At 65.8% G+C, this 16,982-nt stretch carries 19 protein-coding genes and 1 pseudogene; 4 read left to right on the plus strand and 16 right to left on the minus strand.

Going from position 1 to position 16,982, the window contains the following annotated elements; all coding sequences use genetic code 11:
* From JZ791_RS20265 to JZ791_RS20295, 7 genes are all read right to left on the minus strand, one after another.
* The coding region (locus tag JZ791_RS20265; protein ID WP_216896731.1) for a cutinase family protein at window positions 1-549 on the minus strand (549 nt) is incomplete at its 3' end.
* 557 nt (window positions 550-1,106) lie between these two features.
* Window positions 1,107-1,382 carry a hypothetical protein gene (locus tag JZ791_RS20270; protein WP_216896732.1) on the minus strand — a complete coding sequence of 92 codons (276 nt, stop codon included), beginning with the start codon at window positions 1,380-1,382 and terminating at the stop codon, window positions 1,107-1,109.
* Window positions 1,383-1,676: 294 nt separating this feature from the next.
* Window positions 1,677-2,708, minus strand: a complete 1,032-nt coding sequence (locus JZ791_RS20275; protein ID WP_216896733.1) for an FAD-dependent oxidoreductase — start codon at window positions 2,706-2,708, stop codon at window positions 1,677-1,679.
* 13 nt (window positions 2,709-2,721) lie between these two features.
* Complete coding sequence (locus JZ791_RS20280) at window positions 2,722-3,954, minus strand: DUF6545 domain-containing protein (protein ID WP_216896734.1); 1,233 nt, start codon at window positions 3,952-3,954, stop codon at window positions 2,722-2,724.
* Window positions 3,905-4,429, minus strand: coding sequence for a hypothetical protein (locus JZ791_RS20285; RefSeq protein ID WP_216896735.1), 525 nt, complete (start codon window positions 4,427-4,429; stop codon window positions 3,905-3,907). The genes JZ791_RS20280 and JZ791_RS20285 overlap by 50 nt, the downstream gene beginning before the upstream one ends.
* Window positions 4,430-4,516: 87 nt before the next feature.
* Window positions 4,517-5,071, minus strand: coding sequence for a hypothetical protein (locus JZ791_RS20290; protein WP_216896736.1), 555 nt, complete (start codon window positions 5,069-5,071; stop codon window positions 4,517-4,519).
* Window positions 5,068-5,697: a hypothetical protein gene (locus tag JZ791_RS20295; RefSeq protein ID WP_216896737.1), complete on the minus strand. Its 630-nt coding sequence runs from the start codon at window positions 5,695-5,697 to the stop codon at window positions 5,068-5,070. Before JZ791_RS20295 ends, JZ791_RS20290 begins: the two co-directional genes overlap by 4 nt.
* A gap of 294 nt (window positions 5,698-5,991) precedes the next feature.
* Between JZ791_RS20295 and JZ791_RS20300 the strand changes: the two genes are divergently transcribed.
* The 3 genes and pseudogenes from JZ791_RS20300 to JZ791_RS45170 all read left to right on the plus strand — a co-directional run.
* On the plus strand, window positions 5,992-7,062 hold the full coding sequence (locus JZ791_RS20300) for a GAF domain-containing protein (protein ID WP_216896738.1): 1,071 nt from the start codon (window positions 5,992-5,994) through the stop codon (window positions 7,060-7,062).
* A gap of 343 nt (window positions 7,063-7,405) precedes the next feature.
* Entirely contained in the window at window positions 7,406-7,495 is a 90-nt protein-coding gene (locus JZ791_RS46830; RefSeq protein ID WP_368858333.1) for an NUDIX hydrolase, read from the plus strand.
* Window positions 7,496-7,535: 40 nt separating this feature from the next.
* Window positions 7,536-7,731: pseudogene (locus JZ791_RS45170) on the plus strand (IS3 family transposase); the annotation flags it as partial.
* Window positions 7,732-7,827: 96 nt separating this feature from the next.
* On the opposite strand, the gene JZ791_RS20310 reads toward JZ791_RS45170, so the two are convergent.
* Entirely contained in the window at window positions 7,828-8,454 is a 627-nt protein-coding gene (locus JZ791_RS20310) for a helix-turn-helix domain-containing protein (protein WP_308163004.1), read from the minus strand.
* Window positions 8,455-8,666: 212 nt separating this feature from the next.
* Between JZ791_RS20310 and JZ791_RS20315 the strand changes: the two genes are divergently transcribed.
* On the plus strand, window positions 8,667-9,500 hold the full coding sequence (locus JZ791_RS20315; protein ID WP_216896740.1) for an IclR family transcriptional regulator: 834 nt from the start codon (window positions 8,667-8,669) through the stop codon (window positions 9,498-9,500).
* Window positions 9,501-9,596: 96 nt separating this feature from the next.
* Here JZ791_RS20315 and JZ791_RS20320 read toward each other — a convergent pair whose 3' ends face one another.
* From JZ791_RS20320 to JZ791_RS20355, 8 genes are read right to left on the minus strand one after another with little or no spacing between them, the layout of a single operon-like run.
* Window positions 9,597-10,058 (minus strand): hypothetical protein, encoded by a 462-nt coding sequence (locus JZ791_RS20320; RefSeq protein ID WP_216896741.1) that lies wholly within the window; start codon window positions 10,056-10,058, stop codon window positions 9,597-9,599.
* Window positions 10,051-11,643, minus strand: a complete 1,593-nt coding sequence (locus JZ791_RS20325; protein WP_216896742.1) for an acyl-CoA synthetase — start codon at window positions 11,641-11,643, stop codon at window positions 10,051-10,053. Before JZ791_RS20325 ends, JZ791_RS20320 begins: the two co-directional genes overlap by 8 nt.
* A gap of 15 nt (window positions 11,644-11,658) precedes the next feature.
* On the minus strand, window positions 11,659-12,492 hold the full coding sequence (locus JZ791_RS20330; RefSeq protein ID WP_216896743.1) for an SDR family NAD(P)-dependent oxidoreductase: 834 nt from the start codon (window positions 12,490-12,492) through the stop codon (window positions 11,659-11,661).
* A complete protein-coding gene (locus JZ791_RS20335) occupies window positions 12,489-13,367 on the minus strand; it encodes an alpha/beta fold hydrolase (protein WP_216896744.1) in 879 nt (292 codons plus the stop codon). The genes JZ791_RS20330 and JZ791_RS20335 overlap by 4 nt, the downstream gene beginning before the upstream one ends.
* A gap of 30 nt (window positions 13,368-13,397) precedes the next feature.
* Complete coding sequence (locus JZ791_RS20340) at window positions 13,398-13,976, minus strand: 3-phenylpropionate/cinnamic acid dioxygenase subunit beta (protein ID WP_216896745.1); 579 nt, start codon at window positions 13,974-13,976, stop codon at window positions 13,398-13,400.
* Between the two features lie 44 nt (window positions 13,977-14,020).
* Entirely contained in the window at window positions 14,021-15,232 is a 1,212-nt protein-coding gene (locus JZ791_RS20345) for an NAD(P)/FAD-dependent oxidoreductase (protein WP_216896785.1), read from the minus strand.
* Window positions 15,233-15,243: 11 nt separating this feature from the next.
* Window positions 15,244-15,579, minus strand: a complete 336-nt coding sequence (locus JZ791_RS20350; protein ID WP_216896746.1) for a non-heme iron oxygenase ferredoxin subunit — start codon at window positions 15,577-15,579, stop codon at window positions 15,244-15,246.
* A complete protein-coding gene (locus tag JZ791_RS20355; RefSeq protein WP_438804545.1) occupies window positions 15,576-16,964 on the minus strand; it encodes an aromatic ring-hydroxylating dioxygenase subunit alpha in 1,389 nt (462 codons plus the stop codon). The genes JZ791_RS20350 and JZ791_RS20355 overlap by 4 nt, the downstream gene beginning before the upstream one ends.
* Window positions 16,965-16,982: the final 18 nt, after the last annotated feature.

Raw genomic sequence — 16,982 nt, forward strand, 5'->3', positions numbered from 1 at the left:
CGACAACTGGCAGAACCCGCCCGCCCGCGCACCACCAATCCCCGACCCGGGCACCGCAGGGCCGACCAGCCTGCCTGCCCCGCTACTGCGATGCGGATCAGCCACAATGCCCACCGCCAGCACCCGATCCGCTGGAACCGGATTACCGGAACAGCCGATCGACGCCGCCACATCACCGGCGACATCCCCACCCTGACTGTAACCGGCAATCACAAATTTCGTTGCCGGACAACGAGTTCCGAAATCCCGTAACACCCGGCGAGTGGCGGCAACACCCGCGACCTTGCTGTCACCGTACGTGACACCGTTGAAGGCCGCGGCCGGATACGCCGGGAACCGAAACGCGAACCGGTCACCGAAACGCTGAGCCAGTTGCGTCGCGACCGGCGCCAGCAGACCTACGGGGACCCTCTCGTTCTTCTGCCCGCTGTCCTCCCACGTTCCACGCACGAATACTCCGGCCACGACCGGACATTGACTCGACCCCTGATCGGTCTGCGCGCCCGCGACCGCGGGCATCACTGCTGCCACGACGAGCACGAACCCCACGACCAAAATCGCAACGACTTTCACACGGCCCCTGGGCCAGCCATACCTACCACTGCACTCGGTCAGTGAATTCTGTTCCAGCACAATGCGGTTCACGAAGCCTCCCGAGCGCTCGCCTGACGCCGGGCGGCCACCCAGGCATCTACCTTCGACTGCTCCAACCGCAGCGGAGCGTTCGGCGAATCACCGCTCTTCCACGCCTGCGAATACAATTCGTGCCCGACAACACGCAAATGACGAATCCGATCCAGGGAATCCCCGGTCCGCGCACTGATCTGATGAATATTCAGAATCCGATCAGCGGCATTGCACACGCATCGACTGCATTTCTCGACCATCCGCTACACCTCCAATCCCCATACACCGACATCCCTCCCCGCAGCGCCGAATTCAGCCATCCGCACGCGGGAATAGACAAGCCACCATGCGGGCCGCCTTATGCGTATCGGTAGAGAACAAGATAGGACAGCTCCAGACCAACACCGGAAGATGTGCATCTGTAGCCGATTAATTACCCAACGCAGGGTCGGCCTGGCCGACCGATTTCAACAGAAGCGCTAAACATCGCTTTCGCGGGGGCGATGCATACGCACTCCGATGTCGCGCCATTCACGGACAGTCCGGCGATCAGGACGCCGGCGACCACGAACGGATCTGCGCCGCCGGATCATCCCGTCGATCTCGCGATCGTAAAGCCGCTCGGCCTGCTCGCTCAGGGTGTCATCACGCAGCACATAGGCCTGCTCGCGACCGCGTGATCGATCATCGTCTGATTCTGGCTGCTCATCGATGCGGGCTATATCGCGCATCGGGCGCTGAGAGAGTGCATTCATTGCAGCCCTCCTCGAATAAGTGCAACCGTCGAGACATGTGGATTTCAGGCATTGTCTCAGGAGGCACTCGCTACGCCGAGTCGACTTTCGCGACCGCATAACCGCAGCCGTTCGAGGAAAGCAGAACCCATTTACATGAACAGATTCTGTTGCGCTCGGCCTTCATCCGGTTCCGCTGAGCGGTTGCCGGGAATCCCAATTACTTGGGGTTACAGTTTCCAAGGTAACTCACATCACACCGTCATGCAAGCAGTTATGTCAGTTACCCTGATTTCCCATAACTTTGCCGCTCAGTCACGCTGTTGCTCGACTGATGACTCGCGTCTGCTGGGTTCGTTCTTCAGTAATTCGGATTCGGCGTTCGGTCATTGCGTCGAACGGTGATTCGTCTGCGGTGATCGCCCGGTACAGCGCCAGGGCATCCTCGATGGCTTCACGGGCGCCGCGCGCTGCGGCGGGTGTGATGGCATGGTCCGCGTCTCCGCACAGGACGATGGGCAATTGGACTGCTCGAGCATTGTCGAAGGGGACATTGCGGGCGTTGGAGACGTGCACAGCGTCGGTGGCGGCGAGGATGGTATCGATCAGACCACTGATCATGGGGTCCGCGGCTCGAATGGCATCGGCCCAGTGTGCAGCTGGATGGGAACCGATGTCCTGCTGTGGCAGTGGTTCTCGGGTGAGGCGGGTGAACCAGAACACCGCTTTGTCATTCCACATGTGCCCGAATGTGCTGGTGGGCATGGGGCCTTCGCCGAGCTGGCCGTGGAAATGCATGACGTCGGGTTCGGTATCGAGCTGGACGGCGTGCGGGATCGTGCCGTAGATGACGACCTGCCCGGCGTATTCTGCGGGGCGCTCTGGTTCGAGGCGGCGGCGGGCGATTGAATCGATCCCGTCGGCGGCAATGACAAGTCCGTCGCTCGGGATGGCTCCGGTGCTGGCATGAAGCGCGCCAGTGCTCGGGTCCAAGTCGATGATGTCCTTGTCATAGTGGATCGGCGCGTTTGCCGCAGAGGCGAATTCGGTGAGCACGGCCATCAGGTCGGCACGCTGGTAGAGCCGGTGGCCTTGGCTGCGTGTGGCGCGGCGCTCCTCGGGCAGAAAATGGAATCGGAAGCCGGGCACGGTGTGCGAGCGCTCATGGAGCGCCTCGAGCGGTACGCCCAGCTGGGCCAAGGATTCATGTGCATGGCCATCGAGCACCATAAATGCGCCGTTCCCGGGCTCGGGCTGCCGCTCGTACACGGTCACGGGAACCTGGTTGCCAGCGAGCGCTCCGGCGAGGACAGTTCCGGCGATACCGCCGCCGAGGATGGTGACCATGATGGATTCCCTTCTAGCGGTGCGTGATTCGTTCGTAACAGTCGGCAAGTTCGGCCAGCAGATCGCGATCGGGTGTCTCAGCAGTCAGGATAGCCACCGATGGCCCGCGGGTCGGAGTGTCAGGGATCGTGTTGTGATGGTGCAGCCGTGCGAGCGCTTCGGCGACGGCCACAGGCTGTTGCCGAGTGCCATCGGGGAGGCCAGTCGCGAGGTAGGGGCTGACGGTGACGAGCCGGTCGCGGCATTCGATCCTGGTCCGCAGCAGCGCAGCATGAGGGCGCATCAACAGCGGCGTCCGGCCGGTGCGCGGATATGCAAGTTTGTGTGGGGATATGTCCTCGAGATCCTGCAGCAGGTTCCGCAGGGTGCGGGTGTCACGCCACGCTCGCCGCAGCGAGGCGAGTTGGCTGCTGCGATGTGCCACAGCCACAGCGCCGAAGGAGGCCACCCAGACGAGTGCACCGACGAAATAAGTCCATACCCACAGCCGCACGATCAGATCCGACAGGCTCCATCCGCTGTGATCACCCCAGATCCGCAGCACCAGCAGCGGCGCGGACATGGCCAACAGCCACTGGCCGGCCGCGGCCATGGTCATCGCCACACGCAGCGGACCATGGGACCGGCGGGCGACGCGCGCAGCCAGGTATCCGCTGGCTGCCAGAGCGAAGGGGAAATAGCACTGCACCACCAAGTAGTACCGAGTGGCCTCGGTACTCAACGGGCTGTTGCCACCGAAGTTATAGAGGGGTTCTCCGGCGGGGACCGCGATACCAGCAGCAATGGTCGCGACAGCGGCGACGGCGGCCAGGCCGACCACGATCGTCGTGATCCGCCACGCTGGGGAAGTCCCATCGGCGTGTGCGTAGTAAGCGCAGGTTGCGCACCACGCGATCAGCAAGGTGAGGACCTGTATCGCGGAGGCAATGAAGGGGTGTCCGTCGGCGCGCTGATTTTCCGTGTGCGCCAAGGCTTCCAGAACCAGATTGGCGGCGGTCCCCACGAAGATGACGCTGATCAATGCCGAAGCGAGCGACGGCCGTCGAGCGGTCTGGTGTACTCGCCACACTGCGATAAGCGCGAAAACTACTGCGCGCAGCCACCATTCGGGCAAGCTGAGGCCGTTCATCGGCCCCTCCCCGTGAGATACCGGGAGCGTCCAGCGAGGCTTTGCGGATAGTGCATCATGACGCTGCTCATGACCAGGCGATCCGGTCTTCGAGCGAGCGCGCCAGCCGTGCGGCACGTTCGTCGGTTTGCGCGGTCAGGCGTGCATCGCGGGCCGCGCCCATCCAAGTGCTGATCGTGCGGGCGACGAACTCGGCGTCGCGCTCCAGCGGGTTGTCGTAGCTGCCAGTCCGGTGAGTGCCACGGAAAAGGCTCTCCGCGGCCTCGTTGGTGGTGCCCAGCATGATGTGGGCACTCTCGTGCATGACGATGTGCGCTTGATGCTCTGGGCTCGTGTTGACCTGCACCAGGATCAGATAGCCTCGGGGCGTGATGGCGGTAGCTCCGAAATATCCGGGCACCGCGAACAGGTGGTTGCGGTCGATCTCGATCTCGCACCCCAGTCGCCGAGCTAGCGCACCGATGACCGCGTCGGGACCATCGGTGGCTTCGACGCCGAGCTGACGCAGCAGTTGCGCGAGCCGACGACGCAGCAGCATGTATCGGCACGGCACTTTCGCTGCCGGAGCTATCAGTAGTGGTGGGTCCTGCACGATCGAACCTCCTCGCACACGATGCGTAGTCGCATCACAGTGATTCGCCGAGCGGTACGAGCTGTAGGTCGGGCCGACGCCGTCTCGTCAGCGCCGAGGGCTGGATCTCTGCATCACCTTCTCCAAAATCCCGGCCAACTCGTCGAGGTCGGTGCCATCGCCGCGCAGAGCAAGGCCGACACCGACGTCACGGGCCTTGGCAACCAGGTGCAGGATCTCGTCGATACTTCTCACCTGTTCGTCGTTCCCCGGCAGCAGGTACAGGCCGGGGACGTTGAAGTGCCGGGCGATCGCGGCGAGCAGGTCTGGGTCAGCGGGTTCGACGTCGTCGAAGGCGCCGCCGCGGATCTGCTCGATCTCCGCAGCGGACATAGACCGACCCAGAGCCGCAGTGACCGATTGCGCTATCTCGTCGCTGGATTGCGGCGGCTCGTCCAGGGGATGGAAGGTGTCGATCAACCGATCGAGCCGCGAACTCAGCGATTCCGGGTCTGTCATCCTCGCCTCCTTCTCATCCGGACAATGCCAGTTGGTTCCAGGTGCGGTGGAGATCTCGCGGGTACAGGCGCTACTTGAAACTTTACCTGTCAACGACGATGAGCTGCGATTTCCAGTGCCCTGCCCCCGGTTGGCGGCGGTCATGGCTCTCCCCGCGTGCGCAATTGGTAGCGCTGTTCGAACTGGCACCGCAGGTCCTCGGTGAGTCCGTCGGTGTACCCCATGAGGTATCGGGCATATTTGCGCTCGAGCGCGTCCGGGTCGTCATCCGGCACCGGGGTAGCCAGGATCGCGGCGAAGCCGAAGTCCATCAGAGGGTTGTTGCCGCCCCGGTTGCGTTCGAGGACATCGATGATCACGGGCCGGATGATCGCCGATACTGCCGCATCGAGAGTCTTCACCGCCTCGCTCATCGTGGCCGGAGTAGAGGCATGCAACCCCTCGTGCGCCCGCCACAACTCGACCACACGCGCGATATCCATCGGCACGCGACCAGCACCGGACTGCAGCTCGCGCACAGGCGCGTCATCGACGCGAGGCCGCCGCCCTTCGTAGTAGGCCGCCACAGCTGACCCCTCCGGCCAGCCAAAGCCCGCGTCGAACTTCTGCCACGTCGACGGCTTGAGCTCGTCCGGCAGGCGCGCGTGCTCGGCGTCCATGACCAGATCCCGGCCCGGTCCACCTCGCTTCTGGACATCCTCGATCGCCCAGCCACGCCGGACTCGCGTGTCCTTCACCAGCCGCGCGAAGAACTCTCGTTGAGGACCCATGGACATCATCCTACCTCCGATTCCATAGGTAATCGACTAATAATCGACTTACCTTTCGGTCAATCGGAAACATCGCTCCTAGCCACGCAAAAATCTGTTGAAAATCGACTAGAAACCTATTAGTTTGTTATGACACCACTACCAACGAGGCGGGAAACCAATCGTCGCCACAGGTCGCGAGCGGACAGGTTCGTCATGTTCAAGTAACCGCTCCGTTGCACGGGGCAGATAAGGAGGCGAATGGCCGTGACCGTACCTAACGCCCCGACCCCGAGGCCGCCATCACCTGCGTCGATGCCACGACGCGTAACGCCCTGCGCCAGTGAACGCGCAGTCCGGCGCCCCTCCGGCGGATGGGTGGTCGCCGAGACACTCGACATTGAATCCACGCCGACAGTCATCCTCGACGGTCGCTATCTACGACGCTTCGCCAATCTGACTCGTGCCAGCATCGCCACGACCGCCGCCGAGGCCCGGCGCCTCGCGCCGCTGGTCCAGCGCTGCGCCGCTAATCAACGTCCCGAACACGACCAACTGCAACTGCCCTCGGGATCCGTGGTACGCATTGCCGCGACCCCGATCTTCGGCCCAGCCGAGCATGTCTACGGCGTCAGTGTGTGGGCCGGACCAGCGTCCGACATCGCCCCTATAGCACCGACTGTCGGTGCAATCCAATGGGACGCGGCGACCCTGCTCGCGACAATTTCCCCTGCAATGCGAACTCTACTTGCCATTCCAGATACCGAATTCCAGTCCCCCATGACGTTTCCCACCCTACTCGCTCAATTCGACCGCTGGGACGACCGCGCCGGGCTCCTGTCGCTACTTGATCCTTCCCACTCGGTCGACCACTGGACCGGCACAGCCACAACACAATTCCCACACGGCGGCCGACAGCACCTTCATATCGTCGCCAAAGCAGTCCCCGCGACCAGCACGATCCGCGCGCTCGTCTGCGACATCTCCCGCACCGCAACCCCACCAGCCGCAGACTCCATATCAGCCGCACTTCGACGAGCCCCGATCGCTCCCGGCCACGCACTCGCCATCGTCGACCTGACGACCGGCCTAATCCACGAATGGATCGGCGGCGGACCTTTCGCCAACTGGCGCAACCAGACTCCCCACATCCACCCCGAGGATTCCCCACTGATCACAGACACCTGCGCTCGCCTCCGGGCCGGAGCCCTCACCGTCACCATCACAGCCAGGATCCGCTTCAACGATTCCGACAGCTGGATCCCGCTACAGACCACCTGGACCCTCCTCACCCATGACGATCGACCGCAGGCACTGGTCGACGTCGTCCGGCTTCCCGTCGTAACCCGTGAATCCGAGAAGGAGCCACGGGGAGCGGACACATGAGAGAGCTTCGTCTCCTGCGGTCTTCCAGATCCTCGCCAGACGCGAACGTCCGGCGCTGCCCGACTGAATTGGGATTTCTCCCTGTACCCCAGGTCTCCTGACCGGATACTTACCAATCGGCGCCCCAACCTGCTGATCGCAGGTTCGGAACCCTCCTGTAGATCAGGTCGCACGAGGGTTCCGAACCAACCCCTCCGGCTCTCGTAGCGGCCCCGCAGGTTTCCGCCGAACTCGAACGGTGCGCCACCAATACCAACCGGCATCGCGCTGCGCCGCTTCGTCGCCCTGCCTCACCGCACGCCGTCTGCCAGTGTGAAGCCCTCCAGAGATCCCTCGTTTCGCAATTCCCGGCGGCGGAGGGATGGACTTCGGCGAAACGGCCGACAAGTGCGCCATCCGTGAGTGCCGCGAAGAGACCGGTATCACCGCGTAGATCACCGGATTGCTCAGCATCTACAGCAACCGCATCGTCGCCTACCGACGGCGAAACCCACGGTGAGGGCTGGCACGTGAACCACAAGAAGATCCAGCGCCTCGGCACGTCCACGACACCGAACCTGCCGGTCGCTGACGCCCCGAAGACGTCCAGTTCGACGCACGACTGACGGCCGCCCGGTCAAGATCGCATCGATCGTCGATGAACACACCCGCGAATGCGTCGGCGGAGTTGCTGGCGCGATCTTGTCCCAGAGCAATCGCTCCACTGAGCGCTGAATCCCAGGAGCTCCCGGCGACCACAGGGGCGCCGACCAACCGCGGGCCGGGTCACGCGCGGTTTCCCGGGTCGGGTTTGCCGGTCACGGTGGGACCGAACTGCCGGACCTGCGGGACGGTGGTCACCATGTGGGCAACCGCTCGTTCGCTCAGGCAGAGGTATTGGTGCGCGACGTCGCCCGGGAACCGCACGAAATCCCCCGCGGCCAGTTCCACGAGGTCGTTGACCGGGCCGGCGCGGAGTTTCCCGGTCACCACGTAGAGGTGATGCAGGGTGCCCGCGGTGTGCGGTTCGATCGTCTGGGATTGCGGCCCGGTGCGCTCCAGTCGCAGGATCAGGGTGCGGACGTAGCCGGAGCCGTAGACCTCGTCCAGCATGCGCTCGGTCCGATCGCGTACCTCGTGCCACTCCCCTTCGGCGGCGCGTTGCACATAGACCGGCGTACCCCATTCGGTGAGCAGACGGCGAGCCGAGACATCCAGCGCCGCGCCGAGCAGCGCGAGGGTCTCCACCGTCGGATTTCCGACGCCCTGCTCGATCTTCGACAACGTCTGCTTCGACAGGCCGGACCTGCGCGCCAACTCGCCCAGCGACATCGCCCGCTCCTGCCGATAACGCCGCACGTTGCGCGCGACGAGTTCGTTCTCGCCCGGACGACCGTCACTTCTGATGTGCACAGTGTCATTCTCGACGCGACTCCCGGTCGACGCGAGTCGCCTCACCGAAGGTACGGAGCGCATCCCTTCCGTCACTTATAATAGTCGAACGTCATTCTTGACGAACACTCCGACGTGTCGCCATGATGTCACATATACATTCCTGTTCGTCCATCAAGATTGACACCTTATCCAGTCGCGCTGGTGGACGATGAGCATTTCGAGGTGACGACATGACGACGATCGTCGACCGGAACCGTGACGGGCGCGCGGCCGTGGACAAGGCCGTAAGCCTGCTCGCGTCGTTCGGCCGGGACTCCGCGACCGGTGTCGGGGTCAGCGAACTGGCACGCCGGGCAGAGCTGAGCAAATCCACCGCCCACCGGGTTCTGGCCATGCTCGAACGCAACGGGGTGGTCGAACGCACCGGCACCGACTACCGGCTCGGTAGCCGACTGCACGATCTCGGCGGTAGCGGGTACGCGCCGGGCCAGGAACGCCTGCGCGACCACCTCATCCCGTTCGTCGCCGAGCTGTACGGCGCGACGCGGGAGACCGTGCACCTGGCCGCCCTGCACGGCACCGATGTCGTGTACCTCGCGAAGCTCTACGGCCATCGTCAGATGCCCTCGCCCGCTCGGATCGGAGGACGCCTGCCCGCACATTGCACCGCGGTGGGCAAGGCGCTGCTGGCTTACCGGCCCGACAGTGTGCAGCAAGCGATGTCGGTTCCGCTGCAACGCTTTACCGAACAGACCATCGTCGATCCCGGCCGTTTGGCCGCCGAACTGGAGACAGTCCGGCGCGAGGGGATCGCGTTCGAGGACGGTGAGGCGCGCGACGGGCTGTGTTGCGTCGCAGCCCCCATCCTCGGACCGAACGGAATCGCCGTTGCGGCACTGTCGGTTTCGGGTGCCACCAGCCGCCTGGACACCCGGCGGCACTCCGCGGCACTGCGCCGGATCGCGGGCGCCGCCGCGCGAACTCTCCCCCGGGCCGTCCCGGCCGATCATTTCCGGCCGTCGCCGGCCTCCGCGCGGTCGCATGAACACGCCCTCACCCGCTGACCGTCACGACGGCGGATCAGCCAGGGTGCGTACCCGACATCCATGTCGGACTCGGTAATCCGCCGGGCTCAGCGAGGACCTCACCGTCCGACCGAGTCAGCATCCCGGCACGCTGTCGAGGTCGATATCCGCCCCGGTCACCCAATCCGGTTCGCAGACAAACAGACTCAGCTCGGCATCCGCCACGTCCACGTCGACGACGTAGCGAAATCCAGCCGCCTCCACGGCCGCGACGGTCGCCGGCCGACCGCCATCGGATTCGACCGCGTACACCACTTTGCGGCACAGCGGCTCGGCCTCCCTGATCGCGGCGGCGACCGAACGCAGGACATCGGTGAGCGCACCGCTGCCGGACAATTCGGCCAGCCGAACCTCCGTGTCGCGGGCGCCGACCGGATAACTGTGCCGCAGCCGCCCGACAGCGCAACGCTGCAATTCCACCGTCGCGGCTCTGCTTTCACCGTGTCCGAGCAGCAGCCGCCCTCGGGTACGCGACCAGGAGATGATCTCGCTGGACCACGGCGCGTCGAAATGGGGTTGCCGCAGTGGCTCATCCATCGGTTTCGGCCTCCAGGAGTTTGCGGATCACCAGCTTCTCGAGCTTGCCGGAGGGGTTGCGCGGCACCTGTTCCACGATCCGCAGCCGCTGGGGCAGCTTGTAGCGGGCCAGTTCACCCGCGGCGAAATCACGGACGTCATCGAGTGTCACGGTGACGCCGTCGTCGACCGATGCCACCGCAACGACGCATTCGCCCCATTTCGGGTCGGGGGCGCCGACGACGGCGATATCGGTGACACCCGGCATATTCGCCAGCACCCGCTCGACCTCGGCCGGATAGACGTTCTCGCCGCCGCTGATCACCATGTCCTTGAGGCGATCGACGATGAACAGGAAACCGTCCTGGTCGAGATAGCCGATATCGCCCGAATGGAACCAGCCCTCCGCGTCGAAGGCCGCCGCGGTGGCCTCGGGGTTCTGCCAATATCCCGGCGTGACATTCGGGCCCCGAACCACGATCTCACCCGCCGTCCCCGCCCCGACGGGCTTGTTCGAGGCCACGTCGACGACTCGAACTTCGGTGTAGGGCATGGCGATTCCGGCCGAACCGACCTTGTCGAGGGTGCGCTCGGCGGGCAGGTGCGTGGCGAACGGCGAGGTTTCGGTGAGCCCCCACGCCTGCTGTAACCGGATACCGTGCTCGGCGTACTGGCGAATGATCGAGGGCGGCACCGGAGCCCCGGCGACGACGATCGAACGCAGTTGCGCCAGTTCGGCATCGAATACACCGGGCACCCGAGCGAGCGCGGCCAGCATGGCGGGAACGGCGAAGAACGAATTCACCTGGTATTCCCGTAGATCATCGAGGAATCGCGAGGGGTCGAAGGACCGTCGCACGACGACCGTACCGCCGCGCACCAGGGTCCTGAGCACGAAGCTGTTCAGAGCGCCGATGTGAAAAAGCGGCGCGCACGCGTGGGTGACGTCCCCGCGACGGGTGTCGACCCGGGAGTCGACATTGACCGAGTTCCACCAGAGATTCCCGTAGGTGAGAATGACGCCCTTGGGCACGCCGGTGGTGCCGGAGGTGAACAGCAGCACTGCGGGCTCGTCGAATCCCGCGGGCTTCGTCTGCGCGAACGGTGTTGCTGCGGCGATGCTTTCGGACCACCGTCGCCAGCCCGGCGTCGCCTCGGCCGCGGGCACGGCGGGATCGTCGTCCACGAGCAGCGACAGCGCGAGCGTAGTGGATTCGCGGATCGACTCGATGGCCTCGCGATGCCCCTCCTCGGCGACCACCGCGATCGCGCCACTGCGTTCGAGCACGGTCCGCAGCTCCGGTGTGGCGAGGCGGAAGTTCACCGGCACGAAGATAGCGCCGATCCGCAGGCTCGCCAGCAGGGTGATCAGCAGAGCCGGGCTGTTGAGCCCGACATAGGCCACCCGGTCCCCGGCCGCCACGCCGCCGGCGACCAGGGCGCTCGCCAACCGAGCGACTCGATCGTCGAGCCGGCGGTAGGTGAGATCGAGACCCGGATAGCGAATCGCCAGGGTCTCACCGATATCGCGCGCATTGCGCATCACGGCCGATGCCGGGTTGATGTCGACAGCGGTCCCCGAATTCGCGGGGTGCCCGAGAGTCATGATCGGTTTTCTCCCTCAGAGATGGTCGCCGCCGGCGGCGTTCGCGAATCCGCGCACACCGATACCGCCGTCGATGGAGATCGCTTCACCGGTCATCGGACCGCTCTGCTCGCGCGAGGCCAGCAGGACGTAGGGGCCGGTGAAATCCTTGGGGTCGGTGCTGGAATCGTGCAGGGGCAGCGGCGGTGGCGGTGCGTCGGCGCGGCGCTTGGCGAAGGAGGCGGAGATCGAACGTTCCTGCATGGACAGCGATTCCGGGCCGCGCAGGTCGGTGTTCATCCCGCCGCACGCGACACCGTTCACGCGTACCTTGGGTGCGAGTTCGTAGGCGAGTTCGCGCATCAGGCCGAGGCAGGCGTGTTTGCTCGCGGTGTAGACCGGCCCGCCGCCGTTGACGTAGAACGAGGCGTTGGACAGCGTCATCACGATGCTGCCCCGGGTTTCGACGAGTTCGCGCCACGCGGCCTCCGCGGCCAGGAAGTACCCCTTGACGTTGATCGAGAACACCTCGTCGAAGGTCTCGCCGAGTTCCTTCGCGTTCAGGCGGGTCAGCGGCCGTTGATAGTCCCACACACCGGCGTTCGCGACGAGGGTGTCGAGTTTGCCGAAGCGGGAGACGGTTTCGGCGACGGCGTGGTGCAACTGCTCGCTGTCGCGCACGTCCGCGGCGACCGCGTGCATGCGCGACGGGTCCGGGCAACCCGCGACGACCTGTTCGAGCTGACCGACGTCACGGCCTACGATCGTCACCGAGGCTCCCTCGGCGAGATAGCGTTCGGCCACCGCCCGCCCGATCCCGGTTCCCCCGCCGGTGATCAGGGCGACGTACCCCTGCAGCCAGCCGCTCATGCGAGCTCTCCCAGGAAGTCGGTGACCAGGCGCTCGAACTGGCTCTGCCGCTCGAGTTGCACCCAGTGACCGCATCGGCCGAAGACGTGCATCTGCACGTCCGGGATCTGCTTGAGCATGAGCTGCGCGCCCTCGAGGGTGATGGTGCGGTCGTCGCGCCCCCACAGCAGCAGCGTCGGAGCCTTGATCCTGGGCAGGTCCTTCCACAGCGGGTCCATGCCGTTGCGCCTGGCGAAGGCGGCGTTGTAGTGGTGGTAGAACTCGATATGGCTCTGCTCGAGGGAGGCTTCGTAACGGGCGCGCACGACGTCCTCGCCGAACTGCTTGTGGTCGAAGACCATCGTCCTGATGAACGCCGCCATCTTCTTCTCGCTCGGGCCGCCGCCGTTGAAGTAGCGGAACATCTCCTTCTGCCCCTCGGTCGGCGTCGGCCCGGTGGGCAGCCAGCCACCGCCCGGCGCCATCAGCACCAGGCCGGTGACGGCATCGCGCCGGGTCTGCGCCATCGCGATGGCCGCCGCCCCGCCGAGACTGTTCCCGAGCAGGTGGAACGTCTCGACACCGAGTTCGTCGAGGGCTTGGAACAGCGCGTCGACGGTGATCTGGGTGATGGAACGTTCGTCGAGATCGGCCGCGCCCGGGCGGTAGCTGTCACCGAAACCGGGCTGGTCGGGCAGCAGGATGCGGAAGTGCTTCGACAGCGCCGCGAGATTCTGGTGATAGTTGCTCACCCCGGACGCGCCCGGTCCGCCGCCGTGCAGCATCACCAGGACCGGCCCCGCGCCGCCGGTGTCGGCGACGGCGATCTCGCCGAGTGAGGTGCGCACCCTGTGGTGCCGGAGGTCGATATCGGAGGTGGCCACTGGAATTCCCATCGGGTATCGAAAAAGGTGGAGGACAGAAGCTCAGAAGAAGGTCGAGATGTTCTTCGACAGCAGGACGTTCTGGTCGAGCAGAATCGTGCGGCGCGCCACTTGGAAGGTCGTCGCGGTGCGGCGCAGCACATCGGTGCGCTCGCCGGCGAAGATGTTCTCCTCGCGTTCGAGTCTGTTGCGGTACACCAGGAATGCCGAGCGCACGAGCAGGTCGTCCGTGGTGAATCCGGGGTGCTCGGCCGGATCGACGTGACGGGCGGCGACATTGGTGACCAGGTGGCGGGTGCGCGAGGGCGGGTCCTCCGCCCAGGCCATGCCCGAGTCGAATCGCCGGATGCGCCAGGCGAGACTTTCCTTCGTCTCGTCGTAGAACGCCGCCTCGCCGCGCGCCGCGATGGACAGCCCCTGCTGGCGGCGCAGCCGGTTCGATCGCGTCGGCATCCAGTAGTCCAGGTCGTCGGCGAGCAGGTCCAGCCAGTCGGTGAATCGGCCGTCGTCGAGGAATCCGGCTTCCTCGTAGTAGAACTGCTCGACCTCGAAGTGCAGGTCTCGGTCGGCACGCTGTCCGGCGCGTTGCGCGGACGGTGCTGATTCGGTGCTGATGGTCACGGGTTCGGTCCCTTCCGCGAACGAGGTGGGTTGGCGCTGATCACTCAGCCGCGCAACAACTTTCGAAGATCTGTCGCCGGGTCTGCCAGTTTCCGCGGGTCGACCGTCAGGCCGCGGTCGATCATCCGGCGCGCGGCGCGCACGGCATGCGAGTCGTCGACGGCGACGGCTCCGACAACCAGGCCGTCGAGGATCCCGAACGCGGAGAACGCGGCCGAGCCGAGTTCGCCGCGCAGCACCACCCTGTCCGCGGCGGCCATCCGGCCCACGGCTTCGATATGGCGGTGGTGGCGGTCGGTCCAGAACCACGGGGCCGTCCGCCCGGCCGCCGCGCGACCGAGGATGGTCGCGGCGGCGCGCTGCCCGTCGTGCTGTGCGGCCTCCCAGTGCTCGGCCCTGGGTGCGAGAATTCCGTCCCGTTTCACCCGGGTGGGATCTCCCACCGCCAGAACGGCCGGATTGGAGGTCACCTGGCCCGGGTCGACGACGATCCCGCGGTCCACTTCGAGGCCCGCCGCACTCGCCAGCCCCGTCTCGGGCGCCATCCCGACGCCGAGCACCGCCACGTCGAACTCGCGCGGCGACGATCCGTCCCCGAGCTTCACGGTGATCCCGGTCGCGGTATCGGCGAAGGACTCGACAGCGCCGCACACGGTGTCCACGCCGCGGGCGCGGTGCAGGCCGTGCAACCAGGATGCGATATCGGGGCCGATCGCGGCGGCGAGCGGCACCGGCACGGGGTCGACGAGGGTGACCGCGCAGCCGAGATCGAGTGCGGTGGAGGCTACTTCGGCTCCGATCAGCCCGGCCCCGACGACCAGGACGGCAGCCCCTGGGAGCAGCCGCTCGCGCAGGCGGTCGGCGTCCTCGCTGGTGCGAAGTACGTGGACCCGGCCGCTGTCGCCGCCGGGAATGGGCGGGCGCGCGGCGCGGCCACCGGTCGCGAGGACCACCCGGTCCGCGGGCAGTACCGTGCCGTCGGCGAGTTCGACGCCGCCTTCGCCCGGCCGCAGGGCCGCGACCGTCGTGAGGTTACGCAGCCGGATCGCGTTGTCGCCGTACCACTCGGCGGGTTGCAGCGCGATCTGCTTGAAATCCTTTGTACCGGAAAGATATTCCTTCGACAGCGGAGGCCGGTCGTAGGGCAGCTCACCGGCGTCGACCAGGGTCAGCTCGCCTTCGTAGCCTTCCGCGCGCAGGGAGCCGACCGTGCTGACGCCCGCGATGCCGCCGCCCACCACCACGACGCGGTGGATCGCCGTGCTCATCAGGGAGTCTCGTTCGGGTACAGATAGACCTCGCCGTCGCGGACCTCGACCCGGTGCGGACGGGTGTCCCTGGTGGCCGGAAGCCCGTCCACCGCACCGGTTTTCAGGCAGAATTTGCTCGAGTGCAGCGGGCACTCCACGTGCCCGTTCTCCACCCAGCCCTCGGCGAGCGAGGCGTCGGCGTGGGTGCAGGTGTCGTCCAACGCCCAGATGGTGCCGTCCTCGTCGCGCAGCAGCGCGACATCGTCGGCGGTGCCGGTGAGCCCCTTGTCGATCGCGATTCCTTCGCCCTCGGGGATGTCGTCGACCGCGGCGACGCGGATGCCCGTGCTCATCTGCTCTCCTCGTGCCAGGCGGGGGTGTTCATCAGCTCGCGCCAGCGCGCGTAGAACGACCGCCCGGCCGCGTCGCTGTAGAGTTCGCTGGTCCTGCCGGGGTGCCTGCCGTCCTCGCGTTCGGAGCCCAGCCCCATCTGGTAATTCAGCGGGACGCCGTTGGTGATGAAGCCGTGCGAGATGGCCTGAACCTCACTCCAGTTCTCACCGTCGTCCTGCTCGAAGATGCCACTGGGACCGAATGTGCGCAGGTTGTACAGCCGCTGCGCCTCGCGCACCTCTTCGGGCATCGACTTGTCGACGATCGTCCACGCCCACACCTCCATCGTGTCCGGGCCCTTCGGGTGCCAGACCCGCACGGAGCCGTTGATCGGCAGGTAGGAGAAGTTCGGGAACACGGTCGCGTGGCCGGTGGTCATCGGGCCCTCGACGCGGGCATCGCCGAGACGCTCGCGCAACGCCCCGTAGTCCATCCACTCGTGCACCGTGCGCGCGTCGAACCGGTTCTTCGGGTGCACGGGGAACCCGGCGCCGTGACCGTTCGGGTCGACGTACTGGCGACCGGTCCGGTGGATGATCTCGTCCTTGGGCTTGGCGCTCGGCGAGAGCAGCATCAGTGCCGAGGCGTGGCTCATGTTGACGTGGTACCAGTCGGTGGCGAACTGCTCCGCGGCGAGCTTCCAGTTGCCGGACAGCACCCATTTGTGCACACCGCCGACGACCACGGTGCCCTGCTCGTCGTGGTCCAGCATCGCGTCCATGTACCAGGCCATATCGCCGAGCGATTCGCGCAGCGACACCGGCTCCGGATGCCAGGTGCCGAAGATCAAGCCGTGGTAGCTCTCGACGTGCGGTACCTCGATCAGGCCCCACTGCTTCGCGTCGAAGGAGTCCGGATAGCCCTCCTTGTTGGGGATGCTGATCAGCTTTCCCTCGAGGTCGTACGCCCATCCGTGATAGGTGCAGGTGAAGTTGCGGGTCGCGCCGAAATCCGCGCGGCACACCCGCGCCCCGCGGTGCCGACACGAATTGAGGAACGCCCGGATCCTGCGGTTCTTGTCGAGGGTGACGATGACCGGGTCCTCGCCCATATAGGTGGTGAAGAAGTCGCCGGGCTTGTGGAACTGGTCGGCGTGGGCGAGAAACAGCCAACTGGGTGCGAAGACGCGCCGCAGTTCCTGCTGATACAGGCTCTCGTCGGTGAAGATGGCGCGATCGAGCAGGCCGCCGTCCGAATCGACGAGCCCGGAGACATCGAGGTTCCCGCTCATCGCGGCCGGTCGTCGCAGGGAACCACGCGGCGCGCCGGTCGCGGTCCCCCGTATCGGTTCGCAGGCTCCGCCGCAGACGCCGGATTCGTCGGCGGGTCGGATGGTGGAGGTCATGACGTCCAGACAACCGGC

The organism is Nocardia alni, assembly GCF_019038435.1.
Classification (GTDB): Bacteria; Actinomycetota; Actinomycetes; order Mycobacteriales; family Mycobacteriaceae; genus Nocardia; species Nocardia alni.